This window comes from Pseudomonas urmiensis, assembly GCF_014268815.2.
GTDB lineage: Bacteria > Pseudomonadota > Gammaproteobacteria > Pseudomonadales > Pseudomonadaceae > Aquipseudomonas > Aquipseudomonas urmiensis.
Genome location: NZ_JABWRE020000001.1, coordinates 3,637,496 through 3,653,253, shown reverse-complemented (window position 1 = coordinate 3,653,253; position 15,758 = coordinate 3,637,496). Strand labels below are relative to the sequence as shown.

Here is a 15,758-nt window from a genome sequence, read left to right as displayed (position 1 = left end):
CGGGAAATCAGGGGCGTTATCTTATATCAAATGATGTCGCCGGGCACGCCCAGGGCAGGTGGCAAGAGGCCAATGACCTTGAGGGAAGGGCGTGTGGGCGGGCTTGCCCCGCGATAGCGATGTTTATTCCACACTCGCTATCACGGAATAAGCCCGTTCACATGCCCCTTAGCCTTGGGCAGCAGTCGAGGGCTCAACAGACTTTGCGACAGGCTTGGGCAGCGACGACAGGAAGGCCATGATCAATGCCGCCAGGTACGGCAACGACTGCACCAGCAACATCGCCACCCAGAAACGCATGTCCGAGCTCGGCAGGCCCTGGACCAGATAGATCCCGGCCGCAGCGCCCCACAGCAAGAGCATGATGAACAGCTCTTCGCGCGCTTCGGAAATCGCCACCAGCAAGCCATGGCTGTCGGCATTTTTCGGTGTACGGAAGAACGGCATGCTGCTGGTGAAGAAACCGTACAGCACCGCCTTGGCGATGGTGTGCGACAGCGCCAACCCCGCCAGCGCTGCGGCGAAGGCATCTTTTAGGTCGACGCCGACCGCGCGACGATACAGGAACAGGATCTTGCCGACCTTGAAGAAGAACAACGCCAGTGGCGGAATGGCGAAGATCATCAGCGGCGGATCGACCCGATGCGGCACGATGATCATCGCTGCCGACCACAGCAATGCGCCGACGGTGAAGAAGATGTTCATGCCATCGGCGACCCACGGCAGCCAGCCGGCCAGGAAGTGATAGCGCTGGCCACGGGTCAGTTCGCTGCCTTTGCCGCGCAGCAGGGCGCGGGCGTGGTGCTTGATGATCTGGATCGCGCCGTAGGCCCAGCGGAAACGCTGCTTCTTGAAGTCGATGAAGGTATCGGGCATCAGGCCCTTGCCATAGCTGTTGTGCGCATAGGCGGCGGACAGGCCTTTCTCGAATACCCGCAGGCCCAGTTCGGCATCCTCGCAGATGCACCACTCGGCCCAACCCAGCTCTTGCAGGACGCTGCGCCGGGTCATGGTCATGGTGCCGTGCTGGATGATCGCGTCACGGTCGTTGCGGGTCACCATGCCGATGTGGAAGAAGCCTTTGTATTCGCTGTAGCACAGCTTCTTGAAGGCACTTTCATGCTGGTCGCGGTAATCCTGTGGCGATTGCACCACCGCGATCTTCGGATCGGCGAAGTGCGGCGCCATGTGCTTGAGCCAGTTGCGGTCGACGCAGTAGTCCGAGTCGATCACTGCGATCACTTCGGCGTCCTTGGCAGTGTGTGGCAGCAGATAGTTCAGCGCACCGCCCTTGAAACCGGCCAGCGGCGCGACGTGGAAGAACTTGAAGCGCTCGCCGAGCAGTTCACAGTGGGCCTTGAGCGGCTCCCAGACCGCCGGGTCCTTGGTGTTGTTGTCGATCACCAGCACTTCGTAGTCCGGATAATCCAGCGCGGCCAGGGCATCGAGGGTCTGCTTGACCATTTCTGGTGGCTCGTTGTAGCAGGGCACATGCACCGAGACCTTCGGCCGGTAGGCAGAATCGCCCTGCACGGGGAGAAACTCCCGGCGCCGCTTGGCGGTCCACACCGTCTCGGCCAGTTCGTGCGCCTCGGTCATCAGCACGATGAACACGCCAATTGCACCCAGCGCGAGCAGGAAGCCCACGATCAGGCTGAACCAGGTGCTGTACTGCTGGCTGTAGTCGTAGGCGATCCACACCAGCACCGAACCACACAGGAAGGTGATGAAGGTCAGGAAGGTCCGCCCGCGCTGGCGCAGGGCCGAGCCGTCGATCAACAGGATGGTCAGGGCGAGCATCGCCAGCACCACCGACGCGACCGCCAGTGCCCGCCATTGCGGGATCGCCACCACCGGCCCTTCGAAGTTGAATTTCTGCTGGCGTTCGGCGTTGAACACGCCCCAGTAGGCGCCCACCGAGCCTTCGTCACTGGCCTTCCACGGCTGGTCGTAGGCTTCGATGACGAAGTAGTTGTAGCCGCGGCGGTTGAGGGTGTTGACCAGGGTGCGCAAGTAGATCGCCTGGTCGGCCTGGGTCGCATCGGCGCCACCGCGCATGCGGCCGTTGCTTGGCCAGCCAACTTCCGAGAGCAGCAGCGGTTTGCGGGGGAACTGCAGCTTGAGCTCGCGGGCACGGTCGAGAACGAACTCCACCGAGTCCTGCATGGGCACGAACTCCCAGTATGGCAGGATGTGCGCGGCGATCAGGTCGACGTGCTTGGCCAGCTCTGGGTGTTCTTTCCAGATATGCCATTGTTCGCTGGTAGTCACCGGTACTTTCACCGCCGCGCGGACCCTATCCAGGTACTGGATCAATGCCTCAGGCGTGATCTCTTCGCGGAACAGCGCCTCGTTGCCCACTACCACCCGGACCACGCTGCGCGAGGTGTTGGCCAGCTCGATGGCCTTGCTGATCTCACGCTCGTTGCGCTCTTGATCGGGGCTGATCCAGATGCCCAGGGTGACGCGCAGGCCCAGTTCCTCGGCCAGGCGGGGGATCTCGGCCTGGGTGCCCTCGACGGTATAGATGCGAATGCTGTCGGTCAGCTTGCTCATCTGCTCCAGGTCCTGGCGCATCTCATCGTCACTTGGGTACTGGCCTTTCTGCGGACTTTCGCCCAAGCGGAACGGCGAGTAGGAGAAACCGGAGATCTGTTCCGGCCAGGCAGGGGCCGACACTGGGCGATTGATCAGCGCCCAGAACCCGGTGAACAGCGCGGCGATGGCCAGCACCACCACCAGGTTGAGGCCGAATTTGCGTGATGACATAAGCGTTTCAAGGTTCCGATGAAGGGAGCGGGGCGGGCGCCACAGGGGCGTGAGTCCTACGCTTACCTGGGAAGGTAGTTGATTGGATTTTCCGCAGAGGATGAAGTTCTGATCCCGCTCTATTGTCGTCCATATCTGGTTGCGTGGTAGGACATTAAAGCAGGGATGGTAGGGAAGGTGCCAATTGGCGGCGCTGTGCCGCGACCCTGGGAGCGCTCGATTGGCGTATAATGCGCGCCGGTTTTTTCGGGGTATTGGCCATGAGCACAGAAGATCCACGCTTTGCCGGCGTCGCCCGGTTGTACGGCGACCAGGGGCTGCAACGCCTGCGCGACGCCCACGTGGCGATTGTCGGCATTGGTGGCGTGGGCTCGTGGGCCGCAGAAGCGCTGGCCCGTAGCGGGGTGGGTGAAATCAGCCTGTTCGATCTGGACGACGTTTGCGTGAGCAACACCAACCGCCAGGCGCACGCGCTGGAGGGCCAAGTTGGGCGCGCCAAGGTCGAGGTCATGGCTGAGCGCCTGCGGGCGATCAACCCGGCCTGTCGAGTGCATGCCGTGGCTGACTTCGTCACCCGCGAAACCATGGCCGAGTACATCACCGAGCAGATGGATTGTGTGATCGACTGCATCGACAGCGTGATGGCCAAGGCGGCGCTGATTGCCTGGTGTCGTCGACGCAAGATCGGCATCGTTACCACTGGCGGCGCCGGCGGGCAGATCGACCCCACCCAGATCCAGATCGGCGACCTCAACAAGACCTTCAACGACCCGCTGGCCTCGCGGGTGCGTTCGACCCTGCGCCGCGATTACAACTTCTCGCGCAATACCTCGCGCAACTACGGGGTACCTTGCGTGTTTTCCAGCGAGCAGCTGCGTTACCCCAAGGGCGATGGCAGTGTCTGCCTGCAGAAAAGCTTCGTCGGCGAAGGCGTGCGCCTGGACTGCTCCGGCGGCTTCGGCGCGGTGATGATGGTAACGGCGACCTTTGGCATGGTGGCGGCGAGCAAAGCGGTGGAGAAGCTCGTAGCCGGCGCCCGGCGCCCTTCTGAGCGCGTGGTTGCGAAGTAGCGCAAGCGTTCCTTCAGGCCTCATCCGGGAAAAGTCAAAGCGATGAGGCCAGGCCAAACCCCACAAATCAAAAATACAAACTTGGCTTTGGCTTTGGCTTTGGCTTTGGCTTTGGCTTTAGCGAGAGCGCAGCGATTCGCCTGCTCTTGATCTTCATGCGCGCAGGTTCAGGCGCCGCAGATTCGCGACTTCAGGAGGCTGAGCAGAGGTGCCTGTAGGGCCAGGTGCGCCAGCACCCTTCGGCGTAGCCGAAGGCGCGAGATGTAGATTTGCGCAGCAAATCGTAGGCCGCGCGGGCCCGGAAGGCGCCGGCGCGAAGGGACCCCGGAGCGCAGCGCAGGGGCCGTATGCAGGAGCGAGCGGCTTTGCCTACTTTGGCCAAGACCAAAGTAGGCCGCCGTAAGGGCGGAAGGGGCCAGCAGCGCCGCCACATCAAACGGATAAGCTCAAGTCTCTAAAAGCCCAACTCAAACCAAAACCCGCGAACTAGCGACCCCAACCACCGCCAACCCCACCAGCAAATTAACCCCCACCATCCGCCGAATCCGCGCCAAAACCCCAGCCCCAGCCGCCCAATCCTCAGCCTGCACCGCCGCCCGCAGCTCCGGCAGCATCAACGCCTGCACCCGCATGAACAGCGCAAACATCACAATCGCACCCCCAATCATCACCTGCACATACCGAGGCGCCGTTTCAAACCCGGAAAAACGCAAATGCAACATCCCGATACCACTGATCGCCAAAACCGCTACCGCCGCCCAGACCCAACCAAAGAAACGTCGGAAAACTTCCACCCACAAGCGCAGCCGCGCAGGCCCCTCCAAGGCTGCAACCGTGGCCGGGCGCAGTACCAGCCAGGCGAAGAACATGCCGCCAACCCAGACCAGGGCAGCCAAAACATGCAGTGTGTAGGGCAGGGCAAAGGCAAGCATCAGGATCTCCATGCGGCACAAAGGGCGATAGCGGGGTATGATAGCCGCCCCATGCGAAACACTGAAAATATATCCAGCCCTTCGGGCGCCTGCAGACCATGATCAGCAACGAACTCAAAGCCACCATCCAGGGCGCCTACTCGCGTTTTCTCGAAGCCAAGAGCCTCAAGCCTCGCTATGGCCAGCGCCTGATGATCGCCGAAGTGGCGAAAGTGCTCGGCGATATCGCCTGCGACGACGAAGGTCGCCGCTCGGGCGAGCCGGCCGTGGTCGCGGTCGAGGCCGGCACCGGTACCGGCAAGACCGTCGCCTACAGCCTGGCGGCGATTCCCGCCGCCAAGGCTGCCGGCAAACGCCTGGTGATCGCCACCGCGACCGTGGCCTTGCAGGAGCAGATCGTGTTCAAGGATCTGCCCGACCTGATGCGCAACAGCGGGCTCAATTTCAGCTTCGCCCTGGCCAAGGGGCGTGGGCGCTACCTGTGTCTGTCCAAGCTCGACGTGCTGCTGCAGGAAGGCCACGCCCAGTCGGCGACCGCCCAGCTGTTCGAGGAAGAAGGCTTTCACATCGAAGTCGACGAGCGCAGCCAGAAGCTGTTCAACAGCATGATCGAGAAGCTTGCCGGCAATCGCTGGGACGGTGATCGCGACAGCTGGTCGGAAACCCTCGAAGACCAGGACTGGGCGCGCCTGACCACCGACCATAGCCAGTGCACCGGTCGCCACTGCCCGAACTTCCAGCAATGCGTCTTCTATAAGGCGCGCGAGGGCATGGGTAAGGTCGATGTAATCGTCACCAACCATGACATGGTCCTGGCCGACCTGGCCTTGGGCGGCGGTGCGGTACTGCCCGACCCGCGTGACACCATGTACGTATTCGACGAAGGCCATCACCTGCCAGACAAGGCGATCGGCCACTTCGCTCATTATTCGCGCCTGCGCTCCACTGCCGACTGGTTGGAGCAGACGGCCAAGAACCTGACCAAGCTGCTCGCCCAGCATCCGCTGCCGGGTGACCTGGGCAAGTACATCGAACAGGTGCCGGAGCTGGCTCGCGAAATCCGCACCCAGCAGCAGTTCATGTTCACCTTGTGCGAGCAGGTCGCGGATTTCCGCCCCGGCGAAGACACCGAAGGCCGTGAGCGCCCACGCTACCGCTTCGAAGGTGGAGTGGTACCGGAGCAGATTCGCGAAGTCGGCATAGAGCTGAAAAAGGGTTTCTCGCGTCTCAACGACCTGTTCACCCGCCTGGCCGACCTGCTCAAGGAAGGCATGGACGGGGAAAACAACATCGGTATTGCCAGCCACCAGGCCGAAGAGTGGTATCCACTGTTCGGCAGCCTGGTGACCCGCGCCCAGGGCAACTGGGAGCTATGGACCGCGTTCACCGCCGAAGATCCGCAAGACAGCCCGCCAATGGCGCGCTGGCTGACGTTGGCCGAAACCGGTGCGCTGTTCGACATCGAGGTCAATGCCAGCCCGATCCTTGCCGCCGAAATGCTGCGCCGCAGCCTGTGGAGCGTCGCCCACGGCGCTCTGGTGACTTCGGCCACACTCACCGCGCTGGGCAAGTTCGACCGCTTCCGCATGCGTTCGGGCCTGCCTCGCGACGCGGTGACGTGCGTGGTGCCAAGCCCGTTCGTGCACGGCGATGCTGGTCTGCTGCGAGTGCCTGACCTGGGCGCTGATCCGCGCGACGCTGCTGGGCACACGGCAGCGATCATCCGTGAACTGCCGGCAATGCTCGAAGAGGCCCGCGGCGCGCTGGTGTTGTTCTCCTCGCGCAAACAGATGCAAGACGTGTTCGATGGCCTGGACCGTGACTGGCGCAAACTGGTGTTGATCCAGGGCAACCTGTCCAAACAGGAAACCCTCAACAAGCACAAGGCGCGGGTCGACGATGGCCAGCACAGTGTGCTGTTCGGCCTGGCCAGCTTCGCCGAGGGGGTCGACTTGCCGGGCGCCTATTGCGAGCACGTGGTGATCGCCAAGATCCCATTCTCGGTGCCGGACGATCCGGTCGAGGCAGCCTTGGCCGAGTGGATCGAAGCCCGCGGTGGCAATCCGTTCATGGAAATTGCCGTACCCGACGCCTCGCTCAAGTTGATCCAGGCCTGCGGTCGCTTACTGCGTACCGAGCAGGATCGCGGCGTCATCACCTTGCTTGATCGGCGCCTGGTCACCCAGCGCTACGGCAAGGCTATTCTCAATGCGCTGCCGCCATTTAGGCGGGAGATTTCCTGACGGCCGGAGCAAGACGCCCCGGCCCGTTGTCCATCACTCAGTCAAGGGCCCATGAGGGCTCTGAAGGAGAGCCCCAGCCCTATGCTCCATCGCACCTTGCCCGCTGTACTTACGCTGTTGTTCAGCTCGCCGTTGCTGGCCGCGCAGCAGACGTTGTTCAGCTTTGTGCGGCCAGCTTCAGTGGTCAATGTGATCACCGCTGATGCCGGCATGCCGCAGTACAACGCGGAGCAGACGGCCGAGGGCGAGGTGCTGCGGCGGGTGGTGTTCAATCCGGTGGAGCGGCCGACACTGGGCCTCAGCCCGCAGAGTGGCGTGTGGGACTGGTCTGCCGGGCAGGCGCTGACTTTGCGCCTGCAAAGCGCCATGGACTGGGCCTTGAGTGTGGATGTCACGGTGCAGAGCAGTGATGGCCGCACGCTCACCAGCCGTATCGACCTGCCCGCCGGGCCTGCGCAGACGGTGATGGTTCCGCTCAAGGCCAGCTCGCCATTGAGCCAGGGCATGCGCGCGGGGCCGCCCATGCCGTGGACGTATCAAGGGCAACGGGTGCTGCTGACCAGCAGCGTCGGTGAAGTCGATCTCACCCAGATCAGTTCGGTTACCCTGAGCATTCCAAGGCCCAAGGTGGCCCAGAGCCTGCTGATCGAGAAAGTTGGTATCCAGGATGACGATCTGGCGTTCAAGGCCGCCTACGACGGTTTGATCGATGCTTATGGCCAGTCCACCCGCGGACGCTGGCCGGAAAAGATCGTCAACGATGATCAGCTCAAGGCCGCTGATACCCGCGAACAAGCTCAGCTCAAAGGCTGGTTGGCAGAGCGCGGCAAACAGCAATTGGACAGCTACGGTGGGCTGATCGCCGGCCCGGCCTTCGAAGCCAAAGGGTTTTTCCGTACTGAAAAGCGTGATGGCCGCTGGTTCCTGGTGACCCCTGAGGGGCACCCGTTCTATTCGCTCGGCATCAATGCCGTGGCGGCCGACGGCGGCCGTACCTATATAAGCGGACGCGAAAGCATGTTCACCGCCTTGCCGGGCGAAGGCGAGCGTCTCGCCGCGTTCTATGGCCAAGGCAACAACGATGATGGCAATGCCTCGTCGCAAGGGCGCAATTTCAATAAAGGTCGCTGGTTCGACTTCTATGCTGCCAACCTGCAGCGTGGTTATGGCCAGCCTTGTCCGGCGCCAGTAGAAGGGCAGCCACCTGTTGCCTGCCCACCTGCGGCCCTCGATGCCGCCCGCTGGCAGAGCCACACCCTCGATCGCATGCAGGCCTGGGGTTTCAATACCCTGGGCAACTGGAGCGATCCGGCCCTTGGCCTGGCCAAGCGAGTGCCCTACACGCTACCGCTGTCGATCGTTGGCGACTACGCCAGCATCAGTACCGGTATGGACTGGTGGGGGCGCATGCCCGATCCGTTCGATCCACGCTTTGCCATGGCGACCGAGCGCGCCGTGGCCATCGCCGCCCGTGATCACCGCGATGATCCCTGGCTGATTGGCTACTTCGCCGACAATGAGCTGGCCTGGGCGGCGCCGGGTGATGATCCCAAGGCCCGCTATGGGCTGGCCTTCGGCACCCTGAGGCTGACCACCGACGTACCGGCCAAGCGCGCGTTTCTCAAGCAGCTGCGCGACAAGTACCGCAACCAGGAAGGCCTGTCCAAGGCCTGGGGTATCGACCTGCAAGCCTGGGAACTGATGGAAGACCCAGGCTTCGAAGCGCCGCTGCCCAATGCGCAGCATCCGGAAATCGAGCGCGATTATCAGCATTTCCAGCAGGTATTCGCCAATACCTACTTCAAGACCATCTCCGACTCGCTCAAATGGCATGCCCCCAACCACTTGCTGCTGGGCGGGCGCTATGCGGCCAGCACTCCAGAAGCAGTGAAAGCCTGCGCCGAGTTCTGCGACGTGCTGAGTTTCAACTTCTATACCCTCAAGCCTGAAGATGGCTACGACTTCGCTCGGCTTGCCGAGTTGGACAAGCCGTTGCTGGTGTCCGAATTCCAGTTCGGTTCCCGCGACCGTGGGCCATTCTGGTCCGGGCCGCTGGAGCTGGTACGCGAGGAAGATCGCGGCCCGGCCTACGCCAACTTCCTCAAGGCTGCGCTGGCTCAACCGATGATTGTCGGTGCGCACTGGTTCCAGTACCTCGACCAACCGGCCAGTGGGCGCTTGCTCGATGGCGAGAATGGGCACTTGGGGCTGGTGGCGATTACCGATGTGCCTTATCCAGGTTTTGTCGAAGCGGTGCGCAGGAGCAATCAGCAGGTAATGGATGAATTGCGCAAGGCGCTGAACAAGCCTGCTCTGTAGGTCATACAGCGGCATTTCGGTGCCGTTTGTCGACTTTTCCCTACGACCATCCGGCCACATTCAGTTTGCAAAACCGCCAACTACTGAAACAATGCACGACTTTGTGAAGACGAGTCGTACGGAGAGTAGGCGGGTGCAGATCCAGGGTCACTATGAGCTGAAGTTCGAGGCAGTGCGTGAAGCATTTGCCGCATTGTTCGAGGATCCTCAGGAGCGCGGCGCTGCGCTGTGCATCCAGGTCGGCGGCGAGACCGTGATCGACCTGTGGGCCGGTAGCGCCGATAAGGACGGCCGCGAAGCTTGGCACAGCGATACCATTGCCAATCTGTTCTCCTGCACCAAGACCTTCACCGCCGTCACCGCCTTGCAACTGGTCGGCGAGGGCAAACTGGCCTTGGACACGCCCGTGGCACGCTACTGGCCAGAGTTCGCCCAGGCCGGTAAAGAGCAGGTGACCCTGCGTCAGTTGCTCAGCCACCGCGCTGGCCTGCCGGCGATCCGGGAACTGCTGCCGGCCGAAGCACTCTATGACTGGCAGACCATGACCGCTGCCCTGGCGGCTGAGACCCCTTGGTGGACGCCGGGGACCGAGCATGGTTACGCCGCTATTACCTATGGCTGGTTGATCGGTGAGCTGATTCGCCGCGCTGACGGCCGTGGCCCGGGCGACTCGATCGTCGCGCGTACCGTCAAACCCCTGGGCCTGGATTTTCATGTCGGCCTGGCGGATGAACAATTCCACCGTGTCGCGCACATTGCTCGCGGCAAAGGCAACCCTGGCGACGCCGCTGCACAGCGTTTGCTGCAGGTAACCCTGCGCGAACCTCAAGCGCTGTCGACGCGAGCCTTTACCAACCCGCCTGCCATTCTCACCAGCACCAACAAGCCGGAGTGGCGCCGGATGCAGCAGCCGGCGGCCAATGGCCATGGCAATGCCCGCAGCCTGGCCGGTTTCTATGCCGGTCTGCTCGATGGCAGCCTGCTGGAGTCGGAACTGCTCGATGAGCTGACGCGCGAACACAGCCTTGGCCAGGATCGTACCCTGTTGACCCAGACCCGTTTCGGCCTGGGCTGCATGCTGGATCAGCCCACGGTCGCCAACGCCACTTTCGGCTTGGGCGCCCGCGCCTTCGGCCATCCAGGGGCGGGAGGCTCGGTCGGCTTCGCCGATCCCGAGCACGATGTCGCCTTTGGTTTCGTCACCAACACCCTCGGCCCCTATGTGCTGATGGACCCGCGGGCGCAACAGCTGGTGCGTGTACTTGGCACTTGCCTTTGATCGGGTAACGCGGGTATTGGCCCGACCCTTTGACTATCCTCAATGCCAACGCCTCATGTGTGTGGGCAAAATTTCTTTCTAATTCATGGTGTATCGCTGATGTCTTCACATAAAACCTTAGCACTCGCCCTGTGCCTGGCCATGACCGGCTGCGCCAGCCACTCGCAAGGTACCGCCAAAGACGGCGGCCTCAGCTGGTGGCCTTTCGGCTCCGACAAAGTCGCTGAACAGGAAGTTAAAGAGGCGGTGACCGAGAAGGTCGCCAAGGCTGACGCCAAATCCGATAGCGCCAGCCGTTGGTGGTGGCCATTTGGTGGGGACGACAAGCAGGCTAAAGGCCCAGTCGTACCGAAGATCGATCACAAGGCCACCCAGGCCTGGCTGGACGAGTACGAGCCCAAGCTGCGTGAAGCGGTCAAGGGCAGCAAGTTCGAAGTCGAGCGGCGTGAAGAGGTCATGGCGGTGATCATTCCGGTGGAGGGTTCGTACAACCCTGATCGCCCGAACATGCTGCTGCCAGCGACCTTGGGGCCGATTACGCGCGTGGCTAAGGCGGTGGAGGTCGATCCCAAGACCGCTGTGCTGGTGCTCGGCCATGCAGACAGCAGTGGTGTGGCTGCTGCCAACCAGAAGCTCAGCCTGGAGCGCGCTGCTTCGGTATCGGCGATCTTCCGCCTCAGCGGCCTGCAGCGTGACCGCCTGACCCTCAAGGGCATGGGTTCGGTGATGCCGCGTGCGGCCAATGACAGCCTTGAAGGCCGGGCCTTGAACCGCCGTGTGGAAATGTTGCTGACCCCGCAGAACACCATGGTCGCGCTGCTGGCCAAGTATCAGCAGGCCGCACCAGCACCAACCCCAGCCGCCATGGTTGCAGTGCAAGACGCCAAGGCTCCGGCAGCTAAGGCTGCGAGTAAGCCAGCAGCGAAAGCCACCGCCGCCAAACCGGCCGCCAAGAAAGCACCGGCCAAGGCAGCTGCGAAGAAACCTGCAGCCAAGCCAGTTGCCAAAAAAGCCGCGGCAAAACCTGCCGCCAAGAAGGCCGCAACCGATAAGAAAGTAGCTGCCAATAGCCCTGCGAAGACCAACTGATCGTCAAGGAAACGCAGTCATGACCCAATCCCTGGCCGATATGCGCCGCGACTACACCCGTGATGGCCTGGTTGAAAGCCAGGCTCCGGGCGAGCCGTTCGCCCTGTTCCACCAATGGTTCGCTGATGCGGTGAAGACCGAGCAGCCACCGGTGGAGGCCAATGCCCTGACCCTGGCCACAGTCGATGCCGACGGCCGCCCGCATTGCCGGGTGCTGTTGCTCAAGGGGCTGGATGAGCGAGGTTTCACTTTCTTCACCAACTATGACAGCGCCAAAGGCCAGCAGCTGTTGGCCAATCCCTTCGCTGCCATGACCTTCTTCTGGCCGGCGCTGGAGCGTCAGGTGCGGATCGAAGGGCGAGTGGAGAAAGTTACCGCGCAGGAGTCGGACGATTATTACCAAGTGCGTCCGCTGGGCAGTCGCCTAGGCGCCTGGGCATCGCCGCAGAGCCAGGTCATTACCGGGCGTGAGCAGTTGGAAGGCTTGGTCAAGGCGACTGAAGCGCGCTTCTCCGACAGCCAGCCGCACTGCCCGGAGCATTGGGGCGGTTATCGGTTGCTGCCTGAGCGCATCGAGTTCTGGCAGGGGCGGCCGAGTCGCCTGCATGACCGCCTGAATTATCGCCACGTCGAGGGCCAATGGCTGCGTGAGCGCCTGGCACCTTAAGCCCGATAGTTGGCGGCCTCGCGTTCCAGCCAGGCCGCCAATGCCTTGCGTTTGATCTTTTGCGCCCGCGCCAGCTCCAGGCGCTGCAGCATGTAGGCGCGTTTATCATCATCCTTTCCAGCCATCGACAACGCCAGGTCGCGGTCCATCCAGCGGCGCATGCGTAGATACAGCCAGCCATGGAAATACAGGCCTGCGACGGTTGTTACCAAGACGATGAAGTAATCCATGGCTATCCTTGGTCTGACTAAATAGTGACAGCACGGCGGCTGTACCAGAGCTGAATGAAAACAAATTTGTAACGTATGTGTCGTGACAGCCGTCAACCTGCGGAGTCTAATGGACACCTGACTTATGGAGATTCAACCCATGCGTAAATCTGTATTGCTGGTGGCGAGCTTCACCACCCTGTCGCTGTTGCTCGGCGGCTGTGCGTCGAGCCTGACCGGTGACAGCTATTCCCGTGATGAGGCCCGCCGCGTGCAAACCGTGCGCATGGGTACCATCGAATCGCTGCGCCCGGTGAAGATCGAAGGCACCAAGACCCCAATCGGCGGTGGCGCGGGCGCTATCGTCGGTGGTGTTGCCGGTAGTGCTATTGGTGGTGGCCGTGGCAGCATCGTCGCTGCGGTAATCGGCGCAGTGGCTGGTGGCCTGGCGGGTTCTGCCGCCGAAGAGGGTATTACCCGTACCCAGGGTGTCGAAGTCACCGTGCGTGAAGACGACGGCAATATGCGCGCCTATGTACAGGCGGTGCAGGAAAACGAAATTTTCCGCGTGGGTGAGCGTGTGCGCATCGTCACCGTCGACGGCACCAGCCGTGTGACCCACTGAGCAATTCGCTGAAAAACGAAACCCCGACTTGGCAGCGCAGGTCGGGGTTTTTTATTGCCTATCGCGGGGCAAGCCTGCTCCCACGATGACGCGCAAGTAAGCTCGTGGGAGCGGGCTTGCCCCGCGATGGCTGACGCCAGGTTACCCGTTGAGCCCGAGGATATCGCGTGCCACCGCTTCTGCGATACGAATCCCATCGACGCCCGCCGAGAGAATCCCGCCGGCATAGCCTGCGCCTTCACCCGCGGGGAACAGCCCCTTGAGATTGACGCTCTGATAGCTCGCATCACGGGTGATACGCAGCGGCGAAGAGGTACGGGTTTCAATCCCGGTCAGGACTGCATCGTGCAGGTTATAGCCCTTGATCTGCCGGTCGAAGGCTGGCAGCGCCTCACGAATCGCTTCGATAGCGAAGTCTGGTAGGCTCGGCGCCAGGTCACCCAGGGTCACCCCCGGCTTGTACGACGGCTCGACACTACCGAGCGCGGTCGAAGGACGTCCGGCAACGAAGTCACCAACCAGTTGCGCCGGCGCCTGATAGTTGCTGCCACCCATCACGTAGGCGTGCGCTTCAAGGCGCTCCTGCAGTTCAATGCCAGCCAGTGGACCACCCGGATAATCACGCTCCGGATCGATACCCACAACGATGCCGGAGTTGGCATTGCGCTCGTTACGCGAGTATTGGCTCATGCCGTTGGTCACCACCCGGCCTGGCTCGCTGGTCGCGGCGACCACGGTGCCGCCCGGGCACATGCAGAAGCTGTACACCGAACGACCGTTCTTGGCGTGGTACACCAGCTTGTAGTCGGCGGCGCCCAGCTTCGGGTGACCGGCGTATTTGCCCAGGCGAGCCTTGTCGATCAGGGTCTGGGGGTGCTCGATACGGAAACCGACCGAGAACGGCTTGGCCTCCATGAACACGCCCTTGCCATGCAGCATGCGGAAGGTGTCACGGGCGCTGTGGCCCAGGGCCAGGACCACATGGCGCGAGTGCAGCTGTTCGCCGCTGTCGAGCACCACGCCGGTGAGCTGTTCGCCGTCGATCAGCAGGTCGCTGACCTTTTGCTCGAAGCGCACTTCACCGCCCAGGGCGATGATCTCGGCGCGCATGTTCTCGACCATGCCGGTCAGGCGGAAGGTGCCGATGTGCGGCTTGTTGATGTAGAGGATCTCGTCCGGCGCACCGGCCTTGACGAACTCTTCCAGGACCTTGCGGCCATGGTGCTGCGGGTCTTTGATCTGGCTGTAGAGCTTGCCGTCGGAGAAGGTCCCGGCGCCGCCTTCGCCGAACTGCACGTTGGACTCAGGGTTGAGCACGCTTTTACGCCACAGGCCCCAGGTGTCCTTGGTGCGCTGGCGAACTTCCTTGCCGCGCTCGAGTACGATCGGCTTGAAGCCCATCTGTGCCAGCAATAGCCCGGCGAAGATGCCGCAGGGGCCAAAGCCCACCACCAGCGGACGCTGGTCAAGGTTGGCCGGCGCTTGGCCGACGTACTTGTAGCTGACATCTGGCGCCACGCTGATGTTGCGATCGTCAGCGAACTTGGCCAGCAGCTCGGCTTCGTTGGCCGCCTGCAGGTCGATGGTATAGATGAACAGCAGTTCGCTGTTTTTCTTGCGGGCGTCGTAGCTGCGCTTGAACAGGGTGAAGCTGAGCAGTTGGTCATCGCGAATGCCCAGGCGCTGGACGATGGCCTCGCGCAGGGCTTCGTCGGGATGGTCCAGGGGCAGCTTCAGTTCGGTGATTCGTAGCATGGCAGGGTCCAGTATCCCGGCCATGGGCGGCCGGCGGCTTTACTCAAACCGCCAAGTATAAGCTGTTCGCCGCCCTGACTGGCAGGATAAAAGTGCCCGACGATCAGTTGTCGCGAGCGCCGCCATAGTAACCGCAGCCTTGCAGGGTCTGGCCGTCGATCTTCAGCTGCGCGCGCAGGTGGCGGATGGCACCGGTGGCGCTGTCGACGCAGCGCTGCGGGGAGACCCACAGCTCGACCTGTTTACCATTGGCTTCGCTGCTCAGGGTCAGGCCGCCGCCAGGGACTTGTTCTTCCAGAAAGGGCAGTGGCAGTGGCTCTTGGCCGACCCGGTTGAGCACCATGCCCTTGCCGCTGGCCTTGATGTCCCACTCCGGCTCATGGCCGCCGGCGCGCAGGGTCAGCTGTTTGAAGTTGGGGTCTTCGCAGGCGTTGGTCGAAGGCTCGAGGCGATACAGGCGACGGACGTCGAGTTGGCCATCGGTATTGGCCTGCTTGCTGCCGGTCAGGCGGGCACGGACATCGGCGAACAGCTTGTCGCCGGCATCATCGGCCAGGTTTGCCGCTTCTTGCAGAATGCCGGTGGTGCCGGCGTCATTGACCACGAACAAGCGGCTTTCACTGCACGGCTTGAACAGCAGTTTGCCACCGCTGGCGCTCAGTTCGCCCTGCATGCGCGTGGTGCCGAGGTCTGGATCGCTCGGTTTGTCCGCCAGTATCTGGCAGCCGGCGAACAGAGGCAGCAGGGCGGCGAGCAACAGGGGAGGGGTGAGGCGCATGGATGAGGCTCCGGGGTCACAGC

12 protein-coding genes are annotated in these 15,758 nt (G+C 62.5%); 7 read left to right on the top strand and 5 right to left on the bottom strand.

What is annotated here, in order from left to right:
* Positions 1–168: 168 nt before the first annotated feature.
* Positions 169–2,769, bottom strand: coding sequence for a glycosyltransferase (locus HU737_RS16445; RefSeq protein WP_186556247.1), 2,601 nt, complete (start codon positions 2,767–2,769; stop codon positions 169–171).
* A 260-nt stretch (positions 2,770–3,029) separates the two neighbouring features.
* Here HU737_RS16445 and tcdA point away from each other — a divergent pair, with 260 nt between their 5' ends.
* On the top strand, positions 3,030–3,839 hold the full coding sequence (tcdA, locus tag HU737_RS16440; protein ID WP_186556248.1) for a tRNA cyclic N6-threonylcarbamoyladenosine(37) synthase TcdA: 810 nt from the start codon (positions 3,030–3,032) through the stop codon (positions 3,837–3,839).
* 467 nt (positions 3,840–4,306) lie between these two features.
* On the opposite strand, the gene HU737_RS16435 is transcribed toward tcdA, so the two are convergent.
* Complete coding sequence (locus HU737_RS16435; protein ID WP_186557574.1) at positions 4,307–4,771, bottom strand: CopD family protein; 465 nt, start codon at positions 4,769–4,771, stop codon at positions 4,307–4,309.
* Positions 4,772–4,869: 98 nt separating this feature from the next.
* On the opposite strand from HU737_RS16435, the gene dinG reads away from it, so the two are divergent.
* The 5 genes from dinG to pdxH all read left to right on the top strand — a co-directional run bounded on the left by dinG (position 4,870) and on the right by pdxH (position 12,368).
* Positions 4,870–7,014 carry an ATP-dependent DNA helicase DinG gene (dinG, locus tag HU737_RS16430; RefSeq protein WP_186557575.1) on the top strand — a complete coding sequence of 715 codons (2,145 nt, stop codon included), beginning with the start codon at positions 4,870–4,872 and terminating at the stop codon, positions 7,012–7,014.
* An 81-nt stretch (positions 7,015–7,095) separates the two neighbouring features.
* Positions 7,096–9,333 (top strand): beta-galactosidase, encoded by a 2,238-nt coding sequence (locus HU737_RS16425; protein WP_186557576.1) that lies wholly within the window; start codon positions 7,096–7,098, stop codon positions 9,331–9,333.
* A gap of 133 nt (positions 9,334–9,466) precedes the next feature.
* A complete protein-coding gene (locus HU737_RS16420) occupies positions 9,467–10,612 on the top strand; it encodes a serine hydrolase domain-containing protein (RefSeq protein ID WP_186557577.1) in 1,146 nt (381 codons plus the stop codon).
* 99 nt (positions 10,613–10,711) lie between these two features.
* On the top strand, positions 10,712–11,701 hold the full coding sequence (locus tag HU737_RS16415) for an OmpA family protein (protein ID WP_186557578.1): 990 nt from the start codon (positions 10,712–10,714) through the stop codon (positions 11,699–11,701).
* A gap of 19 nt (positions 11,702–11,720) precedes the next feature.
* Positions 11,721–12,368 carry a pyridoxamine 5'-phosphate oxidase gene (pdxH, locus tag HU737_RS16410; RefSeq protein ID WP_186557579.1) on the top strand — a complete coding sequence of 216 codons (648 nt, stop codon included), beginning with the start codon at positions 11,721–11,723 and terminating at the stop codon, positions 12,366–12,368.
* Here pdxH and HU737_RS16405 read toward each other — a convergent pair.
* Entirely contained in the window at positions 12,365–12,598 is a 234-nt protein-coding gene (locus HU737_RS16405; protein WP_186557580.1) for a hypothetical protein, read from the bottom strand. The two genes, pdxH and HU737_RS16405, sit on opposite strands and share 4 nt — an antisense overlap.
* A gap of 139 nt (positions 12,599–12,737) precedes the next feature.
* Between HU737_RS16405 and HU737_RS16400 the strand changes: the two genes are divergently transcribed.
* Positions 12,738–13,202 carry an outer membrane lipoprotein gene (locus HU737_RS16400; protein ID WP_186557581.1) on the top strand — a complete coding sequence of 155 codons (465 nt, stop codon included), beginning with the start codon at positions 12,738–12,740 and terminating at the stop codon, positions 13,200–13,202.
* 141 nt (positions 13,203–13,343) lie between these two features.
* Here HU737_RS16400 and HU737_RS16395 read toward each other — a convergent pair whose 3' ends face one another.
* Positions 13,344–14,957, bottom strand: coding sequence for an NAD(P)/FAD-dependent oxidoreductase (locus HU737_RS16395; protein WP_186557582.1), 1,614 nt, complete (start codon positions 14,955–14,957; stop codon positions 13,344–13,346).
* Between the two features lie 103 nt (positions 14,958–15,060).
* Positions 15,061–15,735, bottom strand: a complete 675-nt coding sequence (locus HU737_RS16390) for a COG3650 family protein (protein WP_186557583.1) — start codon at positions 15,733–15,735, stop codon at positions 15,061–15,063.
* Between the last annotated feature and the right edge of the window lie 23 nt (positions 15,736–15,758).

Coding starts and splice junctions, on each gene's coding strand:
- HU737_RS16445 (WP_186556247.1), bottom strand. CDS start 2,769: ATGTCATCACGCAAATTCGGCCTCAACCTGGTGGTGGTGCTGGCCATC.
- tcdA (WP_186556248.1), top strand. CDS start 3,030: ATGAGCACAGAAGATCCACGCTTTGCCGGCGTCGCCCGGTTGTACGGC.
- HU737_RS16435 (WP_186557574.1), bottom strand. CDS start 4,771: ATGCTTGCCTTTGCCCTGCCCTACACACTGCATGTTTTGGCTGCCCTG.
- dinG (WP_186557575.1), top strand. CDS start 4,870: ATGATCAGCAACGAACTCAAAGCCACCATCCAGGGCGCCTACTCGCGT.
- HU737_RS16425 (WP_186557576.1), top strand. CDS start 7,096: ATGCTCCATCGCACCTTGCCCGCTGTACTTACGCTGTTGTTCAGCTCG.
- HU737_RS16415 (WP_186557578.1), top strand. CDS start 10,712: ATGTCTTCACATAAAACCTTAGCACTCGCCCTGTGCCTGGCCATGACC.
- pdxH (WP_186557579.1), top strand. CDS start 11,721: ATGACCCAATCCCTGGCCGATATGCGCCGCGACTACACCCGTGATGGC.
- HU737_RS16405 (WP_186557580.1), bottom strand. CDS start 12,598: ATGGATTACTTCATCGTCTTGGTAACAACCGTCGCAGGCCTGTATTTC.
- HU737_RS16400 (WP_186557581.1), top strand. CDS start 12,738: ATGCGTAAATCTGTATTGCTGGTGGCGAGCTTCACCACCCTGTCGCTG.
- HU737_RS16395 (WP_186557582.1), bottom strand. CDS start 14,957: ATGCTACGAATCACCGAACTGAAGCTGCCCCTGGACCATCCCGACGAA.
- HU737_RS16390 (WP_186557583.1), bottom strand. CDS start 15,735: ATGCGCCTCACCCCTCCCCTGTTGCTCGCCGCCCTGCTGCCTCTGTTC.